Below are 19,832 nucleotides of genomic sequence, written 5' to 3'. Positions count from 1 at the left end.
GTGACCACACCACAGATGAAGGAGGGGAGATGTTCGGTGCTGGGCGTGACCAAGTCGGGCTAAGTACGAGTCCTGACTACGCGCTGGTCGGAATGCTGCGAATTCCGGCAACGCAAATGAGTCCGTGGATTTCCCTCACGCGACGAGTACTTTTCGCGGTCTTCCTTCTTTTCGCCGCGGCGTTCGTCGTCTATATCGGGCGCGACGGTTACCACGACAACACCGGCAACCCGCTCAGCTTCCTCGACGCGTTTTACTATGCGACCGTTTCGCTTTCGACAACCGGCTATGGCGACATCGCGCCGGTCACGCCGGAAGCGCGCCTGGTCAACATCGTCGTCATCACCCCACTGCGCATCCTGTTTTTGATCGTGTTGGTCGGCACCACCCTCAGTGTGCTCACCGAACGGTCGCGGCAAGCGTTCAAAATTCAGCGATGGAGGCACACCGTGCGCAATCACACCGTGGTCGTCGGATACGGCACCAAGGGCCGCACCGCGATCGACGCGATGCTCGGTGACGGGATGAAGAAATCCGACATCGTCGTTGTCGACACCGACCCCATCGTGCTTGAGGCCGCCGCCGCCGTCGGGCTGGTCACTGTGCACGGCTCGGCGACGAAGTCCGATGTGCTGCGACTCGCTGGCGTGCAGCGCGCGTCAGCGGTGGTCGTCGCGACCAACCGCGACGACACCGCCGTGCTTGTCACGCTGAGCGCGCGCGAACTGAACCCGGTCGCCAAGATCGTCGTCGGCATTCGCGAAGCGGAAAACACCCACCTCGCGCGACAATCCGGCGCGAATTCAGTGGTCGTTTCGTCCGAAACCGCAGGTCGACTGCTCGGTATCGCGACCGCGACGCCAACCGTCGTCGAGATCATGGAAGACCTCCTCACCCCGGAAGAAGGCTTCGCCGTCGCCGAACGCGAGGTGGAACCGGGTGAAGTTGGTGGCTCACCGCGTCACCTCAGCGACATCGTGCTCGGCGTCGTCCGCGACGGCGTCCTGATTCGGGTCGGCGAGCCCGAGGTCGACGCCCTCGATGCCAACGACAAATTGCTCTACATCCGCCGCAGCGGGAAGTAGCGCGCATCCGGCGGTTACCATGCAATCGTGTTCCGGCTAAAGGACGTTCCCGTACTGTCGCGTTCCACGATTGACCGGGCAGAACATGCTCGCCTCGATCCCGACACACTGCGGCAAGGGTGGGGCAAAGCCAAGATTCTGCTCGTCGACTCGCGCGGTCGGGTGCGGGTGGAAGACGGCAAAGTGGTGCTCGACCCGGCTGTGAGTTTCGCGGAAACCACAAGCGCCGCAGCGGTTTTCGTCGGCGAAGCCGATGGTGCGCACCTTTGGGCCGCTCGCTCAGCTGAGCTCACCGGCACGCTGCGCGACCTCCGCGCGCTCGGCGCGACCGACGACTTCACCGCCGACCTGGTTTCCACCGCATACGCCCTGCTGAACTGGCACGACCGTTCCAGTTTCCACGGCGCGGACGGAACGGCGACAACGCCCGGGCGCGGCGGGTGGTCGCGGCTCACCGCCGACGGCGTCGAAGACTTCCCGCGTATCGACCCGGCAGTCATTTGCCTGGTCAGCGACGGTGCCGATCGCGTGCTACTGGCCCGTCAGCACAGCTGGCCGCCGAAAATGTTCTCGCTGCTTGCCGGCTTCGTCGAGGTCGGCGAATCGCTTGAGCGCTGCGTGGAACGCGAGGTGCTGGAAGAAGTGGGCGTCGACGTGCACGACATCAACTACCTCGGCAGCCAACCGTGGCCGTTCCCGCGCTCGCTGATGGTCGGGTTCAGCGCGGTCGGCGACCCGGCCCAAGAACTGGTTTTCTCGGACGGCGAGATCGAGGAAGCGCACTGGTTCACCCGCGCTGAGGTGCGGGCGGCGTTGGCCGACGGCGACTGGTCGACGGCGGCCAACGACAGCACTCGACTGCTGGTGCCCGGCTCAATCTCGATCGCGCGCACCATTATTGAGTCGTGGGCTGAAGCTAGTTAGCTTCGGCGAGCGCCTTCTTCACCGCGGCGAGCGACGGGTTGGTTGCCGTCGAGCCGTCGCGGAACTTGACCGTCGGCACCACGTGATTGCCACCGTTGACCTTGCCGACGAACTCGGCGGCGGCCGGGTCGTCTTCAATATCAATCACCTGGTAGGTGATGCCTGCTTCGTCAAGCTGGGTCTTGAGCCTGCGGCAGTAGCCGCACCAGGTGGTGGAGTACATCGTCAGATCGGGTGTTTTGTCAGTCACGGCATGTGCAACGTTGGGGGCGGTCGCGATGTTCCGGCGGGCTAGTTGTCGGGGGTCGCTGTCATGATGGACGGCGTGCCCGCACTCGATCTCAGCGCCCTCGACCCTGAACAGGCCGCCGCTGTGCGTGCTCCCCGTGGCCCGGTTTGTGTGCTCGCGGGCGCGGGCACCGGCAAAACGAGGACCATCACGCACCGCATCGCGCATCTCGTCGCCAATGGGCACGTCAAAGCCGATCAGGTGCTCGCGGTCACCTTCACCGCACGCGCCGCGGGGGAGATGCGCGAACGGCTGCGCGCGATGGGCCTCGGTGGCGAGGCCGGTCAGGTGCAGGCGCGCACGTTCCACTCCGCCGCGATGCGGCAGCTGCGGTATTTCTGGCCGCAGGTCGTTGGCGATGTGCCGTGGCGGCTGCTTGAGAGCAAGTTTCCGATCGTCGGCCAGGCCGCGCATCGCGCCGGGCTTGGCTCGTCAACCGACCTGATCCGCGATTTGCTCAGCGAAATCGAGTGGGCGAAAGCCATGCTGATCGCGCCCGAGGATTACCCGGCCGGCGCGAACAAGTACAAACGCGACGCGCCAGCCGACCCGATTCGCGTCGCCCAGGTGTACGCCGGTTACGAGTCAGCGAAGACGAGTGCCGACGGTTTGCTGCTCGACTTCTCCGACCTGCTCCTGCACACCGCCGCCGCGTTGGAAGACTTTCCGTCGGTCGCCGATGAGTTTCGCGGGCGGTATCGCAGCTTTGTCGTTGATGAATATCAGGACGTCACGCCGCTGCAACAGCGCGTGCTCGACGCGTGGCTTGGCGAACGCGACGACCTCACCGTCGTCGGCGACGCCAACCAGACCATCTACTCGTTCACGGGTGCGACGCCGAACTACCTGCTCGATTTCTCGCGTCGCTTCCCCGACGCGACGGTCGTGCGACTCGAACGCGACTACCGCTCAACGCCGCAGGTGGTTTCGCTGGCCAACCGGGTGATCGGGGCCGCGCGCGGTCGCATCGCGGGCACCCGACTCGCGCTCATCGGCCAGCGTCCTGACGGGCCGGAACCGGAATTCGCCGAGCACGCCGACCCCACCGCCGAAGCGATGGCCGTCGCTGGACGGATCAAAAAACTCATCGCGAAAGGCGTGCCCGCGTCCGAAATCGCGGTGCTGTACCGCGTCAACGCGCAGTCTGAACCGTTCGAACAGGCGCTCACTGAGCGCGGCATCGCGTTCCAGGTACGCGGCGGTGAACTGTTTTTCCAGCGCCCGGAAGTGCGGCAGGCGATGACCGCGCTGCGGCAAGTCGACAACCGCGACGACCTGCCCGACGACGCACGCGGCGGGGCCGAACTCATCACGCTCGTGCGGGCCGCGCTCGCCCCCGTTGGGCTCACCGCCGAAGAACCAGCGGGCGCACAGGCGAAGGAACGCTGGTCGTCGCTGCTCGCGTTGGTGCAGCTCACCGAGGAAGTCGTTCGGCACGACCCCGAAATGGACCTCACCGGCCTCCTGCGTGAATTGGCGACTCGCGCCGAAGCCAAGCACCCGCCGACCGTCGACGGCGTCACGCTCGCGTCGCTGCACGCGGCGAAGGGCCTTGAGTGGGACGCGGTTTTCCTTGTTGGCGTCAACGAGGGACTGTTGCCGATTCAGCACGCGCTTGGTGACAACAGCGGTTCGGGCGAAAGCGGGATCGAAGAAGAACGGCGACTGTTCTACGTTGGCGTCACGCGGGCGCGCGAGCACCTCACGATCTCGTGGGCGCTAGCCAGGTCCGAAGGGGGGCGCGCCAACCGCCGAAGGTCGCGTTTCCTCGTCGGGCTCGTCCCCGACGATTCGCCCGCGTCGCGGATCGCGTCGAGTGCGAAGGGCCCGAAGGTCGACGAACGCAAACGCCCGCTGTGTCGGGTGTGCCTCAAGCCGCTGATCGGCACCTACGCGACGATGCTCGGCCGCTGCCGACGCTGCCCAGCCGAACTCGACGCCACGCTGCTCGAAGCGCTCACCCAGTGGCGTAGCGAGAAAGCTGAAACGTTGCGGGTGCGCGAATTCGTCATTTTCACCGACACCACGCTCAACGCCATCGCCGAACAGCTACCGACCGACGACACCGCGCTCGCGTTGATCGCGGGCATCGGCCCGAAGAAGATTGAAAGCTACGGTGCCGACGTGCTCGCGATCGTCGCATCGCGATTGCGCGTAACTTCCGGCAAAACCGCAGGTCAAAAATAAGTTGTTCGAGTTTCGATCATTGCCTATGGTGGACATCACGCACTGAGAGCGATCTCGGTGCGTCCAAGATCTATTCGCACACTAGTTCAGGAGGGAGGCAGTCGAAATGAACACCCAAACGGTGAAAACAAGCCAGATGGCTTCGTTTGTGATGTCGGCCTCCCGGGGGGTCCTCGCTCCGCAGGGGACCGGTCTGTCCGGCGTCGATTTCACTCCGATTCGCCATCTGGACAAGCCCAACGCGGGTTGGCAGCCGAACGCCGTTGCGGCGCCGGCAGCAGCAAACGTCGGCAATGCTCTTGAGTTTGCCGGCGAAATCCGCCTCCGTGTCCATCCAGCGACTGTGTACAGGTCTCGACAAAGTTGACCTCCTGGCCACGGATCGCACCAGCGAAACCCGTGGCCATTTTTATTTCGGCTCCTTAGCCGCAGGCACCGGGTTCGCACACCGAACTCAACTACTGCAAACGAGCTGAAGGAGAACGACGTGTTCACCGCCCAGGAATGGCCTAGCGCCACCACTGACGTGACATGCCGCACTACGCCCACCGCGTCGAACGCCCTGCCTTGCCGGGCGGGCAACCCCGACCTGTGGTTCGCCGAGAGCCCCACCGATCTTGAGCAGGCCAAGGAGCTGTGCGCGGCTTGCCCGATCCGCAAGGGCTGCCTCACCGCCGCCATCGACCGTTCCGAGCCGTGGGGTGTTTGGGGTGGCGAGATCTTCGACGGTGGCGTCGTGATCGCGCGCAAGCGTCCGCGTGGACGTCCGCGTAAGGTCGCGATCTCCGCATGATCGCGCCAAAGCTGTTGTCCCGCAAGCGAACCGTTCACCGAGTTTTCTCCGGTGGGCGGTTCGTTTGTTTGTGGCGGTAGTTAGGAAGCTTGATCGGTACGAATGCCGGGGACCCAGGTGCGGACGAGTTTCATGAAGCCAAGTTCGGCATCTAGTTGGGCGAGGATGCCGACCGAACCGCCGAGCACCCGGAAGATCATCAGATACTCGGCCGGAAGTTGTAGTGCGCGTGCGGTTTTCATCTCGGGGCTGGAAAACTGCGTTGCCTTGCCCGCTACCCGTTGCATCCAAGCACGGGTGAAGTGGAAGGTGTCGGTGCGAATGGGGTCGCTGAACGGGCGTAGGTACGCCTCAATTTCCTCGTGGCTCACCTTGCGGCCAGGGATCACCCAACCGTGCTCGTAGAGCAGTTCGGTGAGTGCCGCGTGCTCGTCGGCGACCGCTAGCGCCAGCATGCGGCCAAGCACTTCGGGAAAGCCGCTGGGCATGGGTGCGCACGCGCCGAAGTCGAGCACGGCTAGCTTGCCGCTGTCGAGAACGAGGAAATTGCCAGGGTGCGGGTCGCAGTGGAGCAGGCCGACCACTTCGGGCGAGGAAAAATGGAAAAGGCCAAGCAGGTTCGCGACGCGGTTGCGTAAATCCTTTGTGCCACTTGGGTTTTCATTGCCTGCTTTGATGACTGCCGACACGGACGTGCCTTCGATCCACTCAGTTACGATCACCTTAGGCGCGGCAGCGACCACCTTGGGGATCACGATGTGCGGGTTGCCGTCGAAGGCCGCAGAGAAGCGCCGCTGGTTGGCCGCCTCGTTGCGATAGTCGAGTTCTTCTTCGGTGCGCTCGGTGATTTCCGCGAGCAGCGGCTTCACATCGGCGCCGGGAATCACCGACGACAGCAGCCCGGTCATCCGCGACAGCGTCTTCAAATCCGCACGCAGCGCCTCGTCGGCACCGGGGTACTGCACCTTCACCGCGACCGCTCGACCATCCGACCACACCGCCCGATGCACCTGGCCGATACTCGCCGACGCGGCGGGGGTGTCGTCGAAGGAACTGAACCGGTCTCGCCATTTGGTGCCCAACTGCTGGTCGAGCACCCGATGCACCGCTTCGGTTGGCAACGGCGGCGCGGCAGCCTGCAACTTGGTGAGCGCCTCGCGGTAGTGCTCACCGAATTCCTCGGGAACCGCGGCCTCCATCACACTAAGGGCTTGGCCGAACTTCATCGCGCCGCCCTTGAGCTCGCCGAGAACGGCGAACAGCTGCTCAGCGGCCTTTTGATTCAACGAGGCGTTGATTTGGGTCTTATCACCGCCAACCAGCTTCTTTCCAAAACCGACGGCGGCGCGTCCGGCGATTCCCAATGGGATCTTGGCAAGCTTGGCATTGCGACTGGCACTGCGACGCGCGATCTCGGACACGACACCCATCATGGCTGAATCACGCTCCCCGTGCCACGACTCGGCAACCACAGTCCGGGTGCGGCTGCCACGGCCTGCGCCGCACCTCGTGGGTGTCGAGTTCCAGTTCCAGCGTCGCGTCGATGCTCGCGGGTTTGCGTTGGCGTGAACATGCGATGATCGCCTCCAGTTCGGTGAGTGCGAGTGCCGTTGTGGCGGCGATGCCCGCCGGTGACGCGTGACCGGTGCGACCGAGAAGTTGCGCGGCGAGATGCGGCCAGTCGGCGTCGAGTGCGGAGCGGGTGAGGTCGGCACACCGCAGGCAACTCGTCGCGCCAGGCAGGACGAGCGGCCCGACGACGCCAATCCCGTCGCGCACGCGCACCGGCAGATGCGGCACTCGGCGCAACACCAATTCGACGGACAGCCGTGGGTCGACCATCAGCGCGTCGGCGAGTACGACAAGATCGCACTCGCCTAGTTGTGCCTCGGACTTTCCCTCGCGCGACCGTCGAGGTCGAAAACCCATGCGCCGCAACCCAATCGTGAGCGCGTCCGACAGCGGGCCGATGCCGTGCACGGTGATGTCGCGAATACGTCCCTCGGTCGGTTCGGGCTGGACGAGCAGACCGGCTTGCTCGATCGCGGTGAGTAGCGCGATCGACCGAATCGGCGGAATGCCGAATTCGCCCGCGCGCCAAATGATTTGCGGCCGCGATTGCAGACCGTCGAGTAGCCGCAGAAACGCGAGCACCGTGCCCGTGTCGAGTTCGGGTGCTTCGAGTATCAACGCGCGTTCTGGATCCCACCCCAACTGCACGACCCCGGACGGGCGAACCAGGGTGATCATGCGTGGGTGCAACATGGGACCGCGCAGATGTGGGGTGGTTGTCATGCCTGTCAGTATCGGCATAACGCCCGCCGATCAAGATCACGAAAACCCTAGTTATCCACAGGTTTTCGCCCCGAATCTCGCCTGTGGATAACTTGCACAGCGCCCGCTCGCAACGGCGTTTCGCACACAAATCTGCCCGCGACGATAGCGTCGCGGGCAGATTTTTTCAGGTGGGGCTTGACTACCCCTTGTCAGTGTCGGAATCAGGGTCGGACTCCGGCTTGTCGCCACTCGCAGCGTCGCGCTCGCGTGCCTCGCTCTCCCGGGCTTCGGTCTCAGCCAACTGCGCGAGCGGGTCGTCGAACGCGCCGCCCGTGCCGCCACCGATGATGCTGTCGATGAAGCCAGCGGGCGCGTCGAGGTCGGTGGAATCGGGAAGCAGGTCGGGGTGGGCCCAGACGCCGTCGCGCGCGTCGACGCCCGCGTCGGTGGTGAGCCTGCGCCACAGCGCGGCAGCTTCGCGCACCTTGCGTGGCCGCAGTTCCAACCCGACAAGCGTCGCGAAGGTCTGCTCGGCGGGACCGCCGGTTGCCCGACGGCGACGCAGCGTTTCCGAAAGCGCGCTCGCGCCGGGCAGGCGCTCACCAACCGCGTCGGTGACGACAACGTCGACCCAGCCCTCAATAAGCGCGAGCAAGGTTTCGAGCCGCTCAAGTGCCTGTTTTTGCTCGGGCGTTGTCTGTGGCTCGAACGAGCCCTTCGACATCAATTCCTCAAGCTTGCTCGGGTCCGACAGCGTCATCGGGTCGATGTCGCGCGCGGCTTCCTCAAGCGCGGAGAAGTCCATTTTGATGCCGCGCGCGTAGTCTTCGACCGCGCCAAGCACCTGCTGACGCAACCACGGGACATGCGCGAACAGACGCTGATGCGCGGCTTCGCGAGCGGCGAGGAACACCATGATCTCGCTCTCGGGCTGCTCGAGGCCCTCGCTGAACGCCGAGATCGCGGTGGGCAGCAACGCGCCAGTGCCCGCGGGACCGAGCGGCAGCCCGATATCGGTGGACGTGAGCACTTCCTTCGCGAGCTGACCAAGCGCCTGGCCGAGCTGCGAGCCAAACGCGAGTCCGCCCATCTGCGACAACATCCCGACCATCGGCCCGGCGAACTGTTGCGCTTCGGCAGGCAGCTGCGAGGTCCACATGCCCGAAATCTGCTCAGCGACCGGGTCGCACAGGCGCTTCCACGTGGGGACGGTCTCTTCGATCCAATCGTTCGGGGTCCACGCGAGGGTCTTCGTCGCCCCCGCGGGCAGCACGGTGGCACTGTCGAGCCACAGTTCAGCCAGCCGCGCGGCCTCGCTGACGGCGGTCGCGGTACTGGGCGCCACCGGCGCGACGGACGCACCCAACTGCTGACGGGCGAGCCGCTTAGCAACGTCGTAATTGACCGGCCCCGACTGCGTGCCACCTGCGCCGGGTTGGCCCATGCCGCTGATCATCTGGCCTAGCTGGGTGAGCATCTGGCCTAGCTGTGACGGATCGAAACCGCCCATTCCCGCCGCGTTGAAACCGAACGGATCGGCGCCGCCGGGACCGTTCGACTCGTCACGTCGCTTGCTCGATTCGTCGTCATCACGGTTCGAGAAGCCGAAGGGGAGATCGCTCATACCCTTCACGTTACGCGGGCACCATACGGTCACGGTGTTCGCGCATCGCGAAACCGCGCGCGGGTCAAAAGCGTGGCACCGGCGTCGAAGGACAACGGTGATCATTACTGTGGGCGGAGTGAATCGTCGGATCCTCACCCTGGTCGTTGCCCTGGTTCCCGTTCTCGCGCTCGGCGTGGCAGGCAGTGCGATCAAAGTCCCTTTCGTCGCACTCGGCCCCGGACCAACGGTCAATACGCTGGGCGATGTCGACGGCAAACAGGTGGTCGATGTCACCGGCGTGCCGGTTGATCCCACGAGCGGGCACCTCAACATGACCACCGTTTCGGTGCGCGACGGACTCAATATCTTCGAGGCGTTCGGGTTCTGGGCCAGCGGCGAGCACGGGCTCGTTCCGCGCGCCGAGGTTTATCCGCCGGGCGTGTCGCGTGAGGAAGTCGACGAGTCGAACAAACAAGACTTTGAGGATTCGGAGAGCAATGCCGAGGTCGCCGCGCTGCGCTATTTGAAGATGCCGATCGTCGTGCTCGTGCGCTCCCTCGCCGACGATGGCCCGGCTAAGCAGGTGCTTGAGGTCGGCGACGAGTTGGTGAGCATTGACGGCACCGCGATCACTTCGCCTGAACAGGTGATCGACATCGTCAGCCCGAAAGCGCCGGGCACGGTCGTCAACGTCGCCTACCGGCGGGGTGACGCCGAACGTTCCGCGTCGATCACCCTCGCCCCGCGGCCCAAGGATCCGAACAAGGGCATGCTCGGTTTGACGCCTGCCGAAGGCGGGCGGCCACCGATGAACGTGTCGTTCCACCTCGCCGATATCGGCGGCCCGTCGGCCGGGTTGATGTTCAGTCTCGCGCTGATCGACAAGCTTTCGCCCGGCGAACTCAACGGTGGCCGCTTCGTCGCGGGGACCGGAACGATCGACCACGACGGCAAGGTCGGGCCCATCGGCGGCATCCAGTACAAGATGATGGCCGCGCGCGAAGCGGGCGCCGAAACCTTCCTTGTGCCCGCCGATAACTGCGCCGAAGCGCGACAGCGCGTGCCCGAAGGCTTGCGACTCGTGAAGGTCGACACCCTCGACACCGCCATCGGTGCCCTGAGCATGATCGATCAGGGCCGCGACGCCGTGGGTTGCAGCTGACTTACTCCAGCGTGTTGTGCAGGGCCTCGATGAGCCCGGGTGCGAGATTCGGGTAGGTGCGCAGGTCAAGGTCGCCGAAGCCGTCGTCGTCTTCGGGCCGAATCTGCAACAGCGACAACGACTGTCCGCTGCGCAACACACCTGCGATCAGTCGCGCGTCGCGGCGACCCGGGTGCGCGTGCGCGGCGGCACGCCCGGCCGCGTCGGCGGCGTCATCGTCGGCGAGCAGGGGGACAAGCGCTTCGTCGAGGTCGCTTTCGGCGTCGGGCGGCAACACGACGATCTCCTGCACGAGCACGCAACCCTCGACCGCGGGTGGCCACGTTGTTGTCGCGAGGAACTCGTCGAGCGCCATCGAACCGCCGGTGATGTCGTCGGGGAACGCTTCCTGGGCGATGGGCGTGAGCTCGGCACCGTCGTCGAGCTGATCGAGCAGATCAGGCTCGGCCGCGACTAGGTCGGTGGTCGGCACGAGGGCGAACATCTGCGGCGGATTGCCCCAGCCCTCGGCGTCGGCGAACTCAACGACCTCGCGGACACAGCGGGCGAGGACGACTTCGGCATGCTGGTCATCGGTCACCGCTTCATCCAATCATTTTGTGCCCATGCGCTTGCACAGTGTCCGATTTCCGTAGAGTGGGCCGCAACGGTCCGGTATCGGACCTTCCGCAACATCGACCCTGGAGAGTGGCACCGTGGGCATGCGGCCCCCCACCGGTTTACCTTCGTTGTCCCGACGCAGCCGTGTGCTGCTGGTGACGGCCGTCGTGCTCGCGGCGCTGTTGCTGCTGGGACCTCGACTTATCGACGCCTACACCAACTGGTTGTGGTTCGGCGAGGTTGGCTATCGCAGCGTGTATCTGGGCGTGTTGCGCACGCGGGTACTGCTGTTCCTCGTCGTCGCCTTATTCGTTGGGCTGATCGTGTGGGGCGCGCTGATGGTCGCCTACCGATCGCGACCGGTTTTTGTGCCGGTGAGCGGACCCAATGACCCCATCGCGCGGTATCGCGCGGTGGTGATGGCGCGTCCTCGCCTGTTCGGCATTGGCATTCCGGTGGTGTTCGGCGTGCTTTCTGGTCTTGTCGCGCAATCGAATTGGGCCACTGTGCAATTGTTTTTGCATGGCGGCGATTTCGGGCAACAAGACCCGCAATTCCATCTCGACGTTGGTTTCTACGCGTTCGATTTGCCGTTCTTCCGAATGGTGTTGAACTGGTGCTTCGTTGCCGTCGTTATCGCGTTCATCGCGAATCTGGTCACGCAGTACGTCTTTGGTGGGCTGCGACTTGCCGGACGCGACGGTGCGTTGACGCGTGCCGCTCGCGTGCAGTTGGCCGTGATCCTCGGCATTTTCGTGCTGCTCAAGGCCATCGCGTATTGGTTCGACCGCTACGACCTGCTGTCGAGCACCCGCAAAGAACCCACGTTCGGCGGGCCGTCCTACACCGACATCAACGCGGTGCTGCCAGCGAAGTTGATCTTGCTCGCCATCGCGGTGATCTGCGCGATCGCGTTCTTCGCGGGCATTGTGCTGCGTGACCTGCGCGTACCGGCGATGGCCGCGGCGCTGCTTGTGTTGTCGTCGATCCTTATTGGCGCGGTGTGGCCGATGGTCGTTGAGCAATTCTCGGTGAAGCCGAACGCCGCCGATAAGGAAAGTCCCTACATCGAGCGCAATATTCTCGCGACGCGCCAGGCATATGGGATAACCGACGACAAGATCGACTATCAGCCTTATAAGGGCACAAGTCCGATCAGTCCAACGCAGGTGCCCGCCGACGCCGCCACCATCGGCAACGCGCGTCTGCTCGATCCAAACATCTTGTCGCCCACGTTCACCCAGCTCAAGCAGCTCAAGAACTTCTACGGGTTCCCCGAGTTGCTCGACATCGACCGCTACACGCTCAAGGGCGACACCCAGGACTACATCGTCGCCGCGCGCGAACTGCATCCGCAGGCGTTGTCGGGTAACCAGAAAGACTGGGTCAACGAGCACACCGTTTACACGCACGGCAACGGTTTCGTCGCCGCGCCCGCCAACCGCGTCAACAAGCCGCAATCCGATACCGGCGGCAACGGTGGCAGCGATTCGGGCTACCCGCTTTTCATGGTGAGCGACCTGTTCACCAAGCCCGAAGACGAGCAGATCAAGGTTGATCAGCCGCGCATTTACTACGGCGAGCTGATCGCCAAGTCCGACCCTGATTACGCGATCGTCGGCAGTGCGCCGGGCGAAGCGCCGCGCGAGTACGACACCGACACCGCTCAGTACACCTATCAGGGTCGCGGTGGCGTGCCGATCGGCAACTGGTTCAACCGGATGGCCTTCGCGGCCAAGTACGCCGAGCGCAACATCTTGTTCTCGTCGGCGATTAGCGAAGACTCCAAGATCATCTACAACCGTGGTCCGCGCGACCGGGTGCAGAAGGTCGCGCCGTGGCTCACTACCGACGGCAACGCCTACCCGGCCGTCGTCGACGGGCGCATTCAGTGGATCGTCGACGCCTACACGACGCTCGATAAGTACCCGTACGCGCAGGCAACGTCGCTCGACGGTGCGGTCGAAGACAGCATCGACAAGAAGACCGGCCGCGCGATTCCGCGCACCGAGGTGAGCTACATCCGCAACTCGGTCAAGGCCACCGTCGACGCCTACGACGGCACGGTCACGCTGTATGAAACCGACCCGACCGACCCGGTCCTCAAGGCGTGGCGCGGCGTTTTCCCCGGTACGGTGAAGCCGGAAAGCGAGATCTCGCCCGACCTGCGCGCGCACTTCCGCTACCCGGAAGACCTGTTCAAGGTGCAGCGCGAGATGTTGACGAAGTACCACGTGGATAACCCGCGTGAGTTCTTCACCAACAACGCGTTCTGGTCGGTGCCGTCGGACCCGACGATCGAGGGCGGCACGTTCAACCAGCCGCCGTACTACGCGCTGCTTGGCGATCCGAAGACGGCGAAGCCGGTGTTCAACCTGACCTCGGCGATGGTCGGTTACAACCGGCAGTACCTGTCGGCCTACATCTCGGTGCGTTCGGACCCAGAAAATTACGGCAAGTTCACCGTGCTCGAATTGCCAGCGAACCAGCAGATTCAGGGTCCGCAGCAGACACAGAACACGATGACGACCGCCGACAAGGTGTCGCAAGAGAAAACGCTGCTGTCGAACTCGAACAAGATTCGCTACGGCAACTTGCTCACGCTGCCCGTCGCTGACGGCGGCATCATCTATGTCGAGCCGTTCTACAACGAACGGAACACCGGTTCGTCGACGTTCCCGCAGCTCCTTCGCGTGCTCGTCAGCGTGCCGGACGCCACCGGCAGCGCCCGGATTGGTTATGCGGCGACGCTCGGCGAAGCACTCAATCAAGTGTTGCCGGGCACGGGTGTGCTCGCGACACCGTCGGGCGGTGACCCGGCGACCAAGCCGAAGCCGGGCGCAACGCCAGACACGGGTGCTGGCGCTGGTGGTGGTGCGCAACCGGGCACAACGCCACCGCCTGCGGGCGGGGTCACACCGAATCCGGGCACGTCGCCCGCGCAACAGCAGGCTGCCGCTGAACTCAGTCGCAAGATTGAAGCAACGCGTGCGGCGATGAAGTCGGGCAACTTCACCGATTTCGGTAAGGCGCTTGAGGAACTCGACGCGGCGGTTAAGGCGTACCAGGACGCTGGCGGCCGCTAGTCAGTGCCACGCGTGAAAGGCCCCGCTCAGCTGAGCGGGGCCTTTTTCCTATCTCGTGCAGAGGGCGAACTTAGCCGCCGATGCTGTTGAGCAGCGGGGCGTTCGCGTCGATCACGGCCTGGTACTGACCGCCGAGGCCGTACTGGTTGGCCAGGTTGGCACCAGTTTCCTTGGCCTGATCGAATGCCGACTTCGCGGGCGCGGGCAGCTCAACCGGCGGGATGTTCTCGACCGGGATCTCGATGGCCTGCTCGACGGCGGGCTCAGGCTCGGAGGTACCCGCCTGGAGGTACTGACCGCAGTGCGGCCACGCGCCGACGCCCTGGCTGTTGAGGACGTTTTCCGCGACGCGGATCTGCTCTTCCTTCGACGCGTTGTGCGCCGAACCCTGCCCACCGTTGGCGGCCCAGGTGCTCTGCGAGAACTGCAGGCCACCGTAGTAGCCGTTGCCGGTGTTGATGCCCCAGTTGCCGCCGCTCTCACACTGGGCAACGCCGTCCCAGTTGTGCGACGCAGCCTGCGCGGTGCCGGTGGCGAGGCTGAACGGAACGGCAACCAGGGCGCCGGTGACGGCAGCGACGCCGAGGGCACGGGTGCGGAATTTCCGGGTTTCAGTCATGCCGATGACGCTAACCAACAAATTCACGACGATCACGTCTTGATAACGCGGCCATTCTGTGTTGGAAACATTCGCTTTTTCAATGTTTATGCTGGGTATGTGGGGGTATTCCCGCAATAACGATTGGTCTGTTATTGGGTCGTGATGTGGGTGAGATCACGCGGAGATAGTGATAGCGGTCACGTGAATTCCTCGAATTGCACAATTCGGGCCAATTTTGGTGACCGTCATCACAATCGGGGGTTGACGCGGTACTGGTTGGGATGCCACAAGATCGAACCATCGTTGCTGGAAACTGCGGTTGACCTGGCGATTTGGTTCTGTCACGGCGTGTGTGTAATGTTGTGTTCACACCGACGCGGGGTGGAGCAGCTCGGTAGCTCGCTGGGCTCATAACCCAGAGGTCGCAGGTTCAAATCCTGTCCCCGCTACAAAGACGTAAGGCCCGGAACCACCTGGTTCCGGGCCTTACGTCTTTTTTAGGCTGGTCGCGCCGCAGTCCATTGCGGCGCGTTCCACACCTTCGCGATCCGCGTTGCCACGGCGAAATGCTCGGTAGCCTCGTCGGTTCGGCCCAGCATTAGCGCGAGTTCGCCAAGCGTCAGCGAGACCGGGCGCACCGCCAACGACAGACTTTCGATGCCCGCGGGCGGACCATCGCGGTAGGGGAGCAGTCGCGCATAGATGTCGGCCGCGGCGGCGTGGTCCAACACCGCGATCGCGGCCATCGCGCGCACGCTCATCAAGAAGCTGTAGAAGAAATCGGGACGAATCGGCGTCCGGCCGATGCCAAGCTCATGCGCCTCGGCGTCCCGTCCAGCCGCGACCAACGCGAGAACCAGCAGATCAGCACCCATTTCCCCGAAACTGGCGTGGAGCGCGCGCACCTCGTCGAGATGGGTGCCGAGTGTGCCCTCGTTCAACCAGATAGCCGCTTCCGCGAGCTGAAAGAAACCTGCCGCGTGGGCGGAACCCGCTCGACCCATCCGGTCAGTCGCATCGCGATAGGCGCGGTCCGCGTCGGCGTATCGCCCCTCAACAACGAGCAGTGTGGCGAGCGCGATTTCGGCAGCACCCGTTGCTTCCGGCATGTGGTAGCCGCGGGCCAGGTCGAGTGCCTCCCGCGACAGCTCGCGCATCGCGACTGGGTCGTTGTCGTTCGCCGCGTGCGCGGCATGACTGAGCAGGCCAGTCACCCGGTAGACGGGCAGGTCGTGTTCAACGCTTACCGCGATCAGTTCGCGCGAGTACTCCGCGAGGCCGGGGTCGCGCGCGAGGATCAGCAGCGCGGCCGCGCGCATATGGGCGTTGGGTGCCAGCTCAAGCGCCTCCTGGGCGGCCTTCGCGACCGACGGGTCAGCTTCGCCAACCAGCTCATGCGCGTAGGCGATGAGCAAATGACACCGAACTTGCGGTGCGAGGTCGGTGCGGTCGAGCAGTCGCGTGAGTAGGCCGACGATCGGCTGATCGACGGTCCCGTACGGCCTCGCCTGCCACGGCGTCGGCACGGTCCACGCCGTGAACGAGGCGATGATCAGGTCGTCGCGCCCAAGCGATTCAGCGAACTCGATCGACCGCGCGCGAGTGCGACGCGCCGCCACGAAGTCACCAGCGCGGATTTGCGCGCGCAACAGTTTGCCGAACACCTCAACGCGCTCGACCGGGTCGGTTGCGATCGCGACCGCATCGGTCAGCAGCGTGACCGTGACATCGTGGGCATACCGGGCTTCGGCCAGTTCGGCGGCTTTGACGCAGTACTCGACGGCTTTGGGTGAGCCAGCGCGGGCGTAATGGTGGGCCAGTGCCGCGACGTCGCCGGTCGATTCAAGAGCCGCGCCGATTCGAGCGTGCATGCGGGTGACGCGCAGTTTGCTGACGTCGGTGATTAGGGTGTCGCGCACAAGCGCGTGGACGAACCGCACTCGCCCGGGCGCGGGTTCGTCGAGCAGACCGGCGATCACGCCAGCGTCGAGGGCATTGAGCACGCCGTCTTCGTCGGTGTCTGCCGCGCGCACGATGGTCTCGATCGCGCTTTCCCGACCAGCGACGGCGGCGAGTCGCAGTACCGAAACACCCGCTTCGGGAAGGCGCGCGAACCGGCGTCGCAGCACGTCACGAACTCCGTCGGGCACTTCCGACAGGGCGATCAGCGCGCCTTCACCGTGCAGCAAGCGCGCGCTCTCGCGGACGTAGAACGGATTGCCACCGGTGCGTTGGGCGATTCCGGCGATCGTGGAATCGTCGGCAGCGCATTCGGCGCGCACCACTTCCGCGACCGCGTCTTCGGGAAGTCCTTGCAGCTCAATCCGTTTGGGCCCGACGCGCGCCAGGATACCTAGTGTTTCGGTGAGGTGTTGAGCCTCGTCACCGCGATAGGCGACAACGAGCAAAACAGGGGCGCGCAGCTCGACACACGCGGCGAGCAGTTCCCGTGTTGCCGCGTCGGCGGCGTGGACGTCGTCGAGCAGGATCGCGAGCGGGCGCGTTGCCGCGACGGCCGCGCACCACGCCAACACCGCCCGCCGCAGTCGGAATCGGCCGACGGACGCTTCGGTGTCGCCCGATGTCGCCGCTTCGCTTGAGTCGGTGAGGAACGGAGCCAGCGTGGCTGCGAGGTCTTCGGGCGGGGGCTCGACCGCGGCGACCTCACGCAATGTCTCGACCCACGCCCACGCCGACGGCGCGGTACCGACATCCGGGCAGCGACCGGTCGCGACGAGCCAGCCGTCGCGGGTGAGTCGCGCGGCGAGATGGTCGAGCAACGTCGACTTGCCAAGTCCCGCTTCGCCACTCACGAGCGCGACGCGCAAGCCGCCTAGTTCGGTTTCATTCGCGGTCGCGATCAACGCGGCCAGTTCGCGATCCCTGCCAACAAATACGGTTCGCGTGGGTTCGGGCTGACCGGTTCGCGAACTTCGGTGCGCCCCATCGGTTGTCGTTGACACGGTCGGGCGGAGGGGGACAGCCGCGCGCAAGACCTCGGTGCGTTGGCTCAGGATCGCCTCTTCGAGCGCGACCAGGTCGGGCCCTGGGTCCAAGCCCAGCTCGTCGGACAACATCGTTCGCGCCTGCCGCAGGGCCGCCAGTGCGTCGCCTTGGCGACCGCTCGCCCAGCGTGCGAGCGCGGACAGTCGCCACCCCTCTTCGCGCAGTGGGGCGTCGCGCGTGAGGCGGTCGGCTTCGGGCAGCACTGTCGTTGGGTCGCCAAGGCGCAGCCCGGTGGCGATGCGCAGTTCCCTTGCTACCCACTGCAATTCGGTGAGGCGCGCGACCTCGGCTGCCACCCACGGCTCGTCGGCCACCTCGGCGAACGCCGGGCCGCGCCACAGGGTGAGCGCTTCGGTGAGCATGGAATAGGCCGCTGCGGGGTCATCGGTCGCACGCGCGTCGTCGAGTAGCTGTTCGAAGTGCCACGCGTCGACCGCGTGAGTGGGTAGTCGAATCGCGTAACCCGGTGCGGCGCTGACCAACACGCGCGCTGGCGTGCGCGGCAGCCGGTCCGGTTCGAGTAGCCGCCGCAAATTCGACACGTACGCCTGCAACGACGTGAGCGCGCGAGCAGGCGGTTCGCCGCGCCACAGGTCGTCGATGAGTCGGTCGACCGAAACCACATGACCACGCGCGGCGACAAGTAGCGCGAGCACGCCGCGCTGTCGCGGTCCACCGAGGGGAATTTCTTCGCTCCCGGCCTGCGCCGCGAACGACCCCAAAACCTTGATCAAGACCATGACGTCGCCATCGTACGCCTGAACCCACGTCCAACTCGGCTCCAAGTGGGCTCCAAATCCCAAGCCGCACGCTGGTGAGACCCAACACGGAAAGGACTGACATGACGGTCAATACGCAGGATATGGAGATCGTCCATCGTGCGTTTCGACGCGAGTCGCGGTTGCTCATCGACCTGGTCGCCGCGGTAACGCCCGGCGACACAACGCGAGCGAGGGTGCTGGCCGCTCACTTCCGCGATTATCGCCTCGGACTGAAGAACCACCACGAGGGCGAAGACGAATTGCTTTGGCCCCCACTGCTTTCCCGCGTCGACATGGAAGCCGACATTGTCCTGCGGATGGAGGTGCAACACCAGCGGATCGAAGCGACGTTCACCGCGCTCGACAAAGCTGTCCCCGCGTGGGAGTCGACAGCCGGCATCGCCGAGCGCGACGCGCTCGTCGCCGCGTTGGTCGCCCATCGAGCGGCCCTGATCGAACATCTCGACGACGAGGAAGCAACGCTCCTGCCCCTTGCCTCCCGCTACGTGACCGAGCAGGAGTGGGCTTCGCTCGGCGAGCACCTTGTCGCGAATACGCCCAAGCTCACGCTGCTCACCCTGTTCGGGATGGTGCTCGAAGATGCGAGCCCCCAAGAACGGGCACTGCTGCTCAGCGTATTGCCCGCCCCCGTACGCGGAGTTTGGCGTGTTGTCGGCCGCCCACGCTACGTCCGCCACATGCGTCGCGTTCGCGCCGCTTAACTACCCACTAGAAGGAAACTCTCATGACCAGGAAATTCGTCACCACCGCGCTCGCCGTCTGCTGCGGGCTCGCACCGTTGTTCTTCGGACTCAACTTTCTGTTCAACCCCGCGGCCCCGGATGGATTCGGGATCACCCCGTGGCCGACGGGCAACGCCGATGGCTACTTCATGGTGAAGGCGGGCCGCGATATCGCCGTTGCGGGCGTTACGTTCCTGCTGCTTGGCCTTGGGCAACGGCGAGTGCTCGGGTGGGCGATCCTCATCAACGCCCTCATTCCGGCGTTTGACGGGCTCGCGGTTGTCACGCACGGTGGTGACCTCACTACCGCGCTGACCGTGCACGGCACCGCGTTGGCGTTTCTCGTCGCGACCGCCGGACTCTTGCTGACCGAGCGGCGCGAGACGAGCGTCGTGGTGACGCCGAGTCTCGCGCCCGCTCACTAGTTGGTTACGCGTCGAGGTCGCTCGCGACCAGTTCCGCGATCTTGGCCAACGTCGCCTCGTCGTCGCTCGTGATCTCTACCTCGGTGCCCTGGCCAGCGCCCAAGGTCATGATCATCAGCGACGACGCGGCGTCGACCGGGTCGCCGCCGGCCACCGCGATCGTCACCGGAACGCCTGCGGCAGCGACCGCTTCGGCGATCAGCGCAGCGGGGCGCGCGTGCAGGCCAACCGACGAGCCGACGGTCACGGTGGTGCTTGCCATGAATCTCTCTCCTTATTTCCAGGGA

At 64.9% G+C, this 19,832-nt stretch carries 16 protein-coding genes and 1 tRNA gene; 9 read left to right on the top strand and 8 right to left on the bottom strand.

The genetic code is table 11. From position 1 onward, the window contains the following. Positions 1-29: 29 nt before the first annotated feature. Together IEX78_RS08075 and nudC are read left to right on the top strand one after the other, a co-directional pair. A complete protein-coding gene (locus tag IEX78_RS08075) occupies positions 30-1,085 on the top strand; it encodes a potassium channel family protein (protein ID WP_188828110.1) in 1,056 nt (351 codons plus the stop codon). A gap of 24 nt (positions 1,086-1,109) precedes the next feature. Continuing rightward, entirely contained in the window at positions 1,110-2,009 is a 900-nt protein-coding gene (nudC, locus tag IEX78_RS08070; RefSeq protein WP_188828321.1) for an NAD(+) diphosphatase, read from the top strand. Here nudC and IEX78_RS08065 read toward each other — a convergent pair. After that, entirely contained in the window at positions 2,002-2,232 is a 231-nt protein-coding gene (locus IEX78_RS08065) for a mycoredoxin (RefSeq protein ID WP_188828320.1), read from the bottom strand. The two genes, nudC and IEX78_RS08065, sit on opposite strands and share 8 nt — an antisense overlap. A gap of 93 nt (positions 2,233-2,325) precedes the next feature. Here IEX78_RS08065 and IEX78_RS08060 point away from each other — a divergent pair, with 93 nt between their 5' ends. Together IEX78_RS08060 and IEX78_RS08055 are read left to right on the top strand one after the other, a co-directional pair. After that, positions 2,326-4,485 (top strand): ATP-dependent DNA helicase UvrD2, encoded by a 2,160-nt coding sequence (locus tag IEX78_RS08060; RefSeq protein ID WP_373291545.1) that lies wholly within the window; start codon positions 2,326-2,328, stop codon positions 4,483-4,485. A gap of 487 nt (positions 4,486-4,972) precedes the next feature. Next, entirely contained in the window at positions 4,973-5,278 is a 306-nt protein-coding gene (locus IEX78_RS08055) for a WhiB family transcriptional regulator (RefSeq protein ID WP_308426516.1), read from the top strand. Positions 5,279-5,358: 80 nt separating this feature from the next. Here the strand turns inward: IEX78_RS08055 and IEX78_RS08050 are convergent, their stop codons facing one another. The 3 genes from IEX78_RS08050 to IEX78_RS08040 all read right to left on the bottom strand — a co-directional run bounded on the left by IEX78_RS08050 (position 5,359) and on the right by IEX78_RS08040 (position 9,179). Continuing rightward, positions 5,359-6,708 (bottom strand): ABC1 kinase family protein, encoded by a 1,350-nt coding sequence (locus IEX78_RS08050; RefSeq protein WP_373291544.1) that lies wholly within the window; start codon positions 6,706-6,708, stop codon positions 5,359-5,361. A gap of 10 nt (positions 6,709-6,718) precedes the next feature. After that, positions 6,719-7,573, bottom strand: a complete 855-nt coding sequence (locus IEX78_RS08045; protein ID WP_188828107.1) for a TOMM precursor leader peptide-binding protein — start codon at positions 7,571-7,573, stop codon at positions 6,719-6,721. A 181-nt stretch (positions 7,574-7,754) separates the two neighbouring features. Continuing rightward, on the bottom strand, positions 7,755-9,179 hold the full coding sequence (locus IEX78_RS08040) for a zinc-dependent metalloprotease (RefSeq protein WP_188828106.1): 1,425 nt from the start codon (positions 9,177-9,179) through the stop codon (positions 7,755-7,757). A 118-nt stretch (positions 9,180-9,297) separates the two neighbouring features. Between IEX78_RS08040 and IEX78_RS08035 the strand changes: the two genes are divergently transcribed. Next, positions 9,298-10,323 (top strand): YlbL family protein, encoded by a 1,026-nt coding sequence (locus tag IEX78_RS08035; protein WP_188828105.1) that lies wholly within the window; start codon positions 9,298-9,300, stop codon positions 10,321-10,323. Between the two features lies 1 nt (position 10,324). Here IEX78_RS08035 and IEX78_RS08030 read toward each other — a convergent pair whose 3' ends face one another. Beyond that, the gene (locus IEX78_RS08030; RefSeq protein ID WP_188828104.1) at positions 10,325-10,903 is read right to left on the bottom strand and encodes a PPA1309 family protein; all 579 of its coding nucleotides are present in this window, start codon (positions 10,901-10,903) and stop codon (positions 10,325-10,327) included. A gap of 115 nt (positions 10,904-11,018) precedes the next feature. Between IEX78_RS08030 and IEX78_RS08025 the strand changes: the two genes are divergently transcribed. Beyond that, a complete protein-coding gene (locus IEX78_RS08025) occupies positions 11,019-14,009 on the top strand; it encodes a UPF0182 family protein (protein ID WP_188828103.1) in 2,991 nt (996 codons plus the stop codon). Positions 14,010-14,079: 70 nt separating this feature from the next. Here IEX78_RS08025 and IEX78_RS08020 read toward each other — a convergent pair whose 3' ends face one another. Further along, positions 14,080-14,628, bottom strand: a complete 549-nt coding sequence (locus tag IEX78_RS08020; RefSeq protein WP_229683769.1) for a transglycosylase family protein — start codon at positions 14,626-14,628, stop codon at positions 14,080-14,082. A 357-nt stretch (positions 14,629-14,985) separates the two neighbouring features. Here IEX78_RS08020 and IEX78_RS08015 point away from each other — a divergent pair. After that, positions 14,986-15,059 (top strand) — tRNA-Met (locus tag IEX78_RS08015). A 48-nt stretch (positions 15,060-15,107) separates the two neighbouring features. Here the strand turns inward: IEX78_RS08015 and IEX78_RS08010 are convergent. Next, a complete protein-coding gene (locus tag IEX78_RS08010) occupies positions 15,108-18,356 on the bottom strand; it encodes an ATP-binding protein (RefSeq protein ID WP_188828102.1) in 3,249 nt (1,082 codons plus the stop codon). A gap of 101 nt (positions 18,357-18,457) precedes the next feature. Between IEX78_RS08010 and IEX78_RS08005 the strand changes: the two genes are divergently transcribed. Together IEX78_RS08005 and IEX78_RS08000 are read left to right on the top strand one after the other, a co-directional pair. Next, positions 18,458-19,099 carry a hemerythrin domain-containing protein gene (locus IEX78_RS08005; RefSeq protein ID WP_188828101.1) on the top strand — a complete coding sequence of 214 codons (642 nt, stop codon included), beginning with the start codon at positions 18,458-18,460 and terminating at the stop codon, positions 19,097-19,099. A gap of 23 nt (positions 19,100-19,122) precedes the next feature. Continuing rightward, on the top strand, positions 19,123-19,545 hold the full coding sequence (locus IEX78_RS08000) for a DUF4267 domain-containing protein (protein WP_188828100.1): 423 nt from the start codon (positions 19,123-19,125) through the stop codon (positions 19,543-19,545). A gap of 4 nt (positions 19,546-19,549) precedes the next feature. On the opposite strand, the gene IEX78_RS07995 is transcribed toward IEX78_RS08000, so the two are convergent. Beyond that, a complete protein-coding gene (locus tag IEX78_RS07995) occupies positions 19,550-19,807 on the bottom strand; it encodes an HPr family phosphocarrier protein (RefSeq protein WP_188828099.1) in 258 nt (85 codons plus the stop codon). Positions 19,808-19,832 lie beyond the last annotated feature (25 nt).

The sequence above is a fragment of the Nocardia camponoti genome (genome assembly GCF_014646135.1).
Lineage (GTDB): Bacteria > Actinomycetota > Actinomycetes > Mycobacteriales > Mycobacteriaceae > Nocardia > Nocardia camponoti.
The sequence above is the reverse complement of the archived record's forward strand: the minus strand, read 5'-3'. Positions and strand labels throughout refer to the sequence as shown.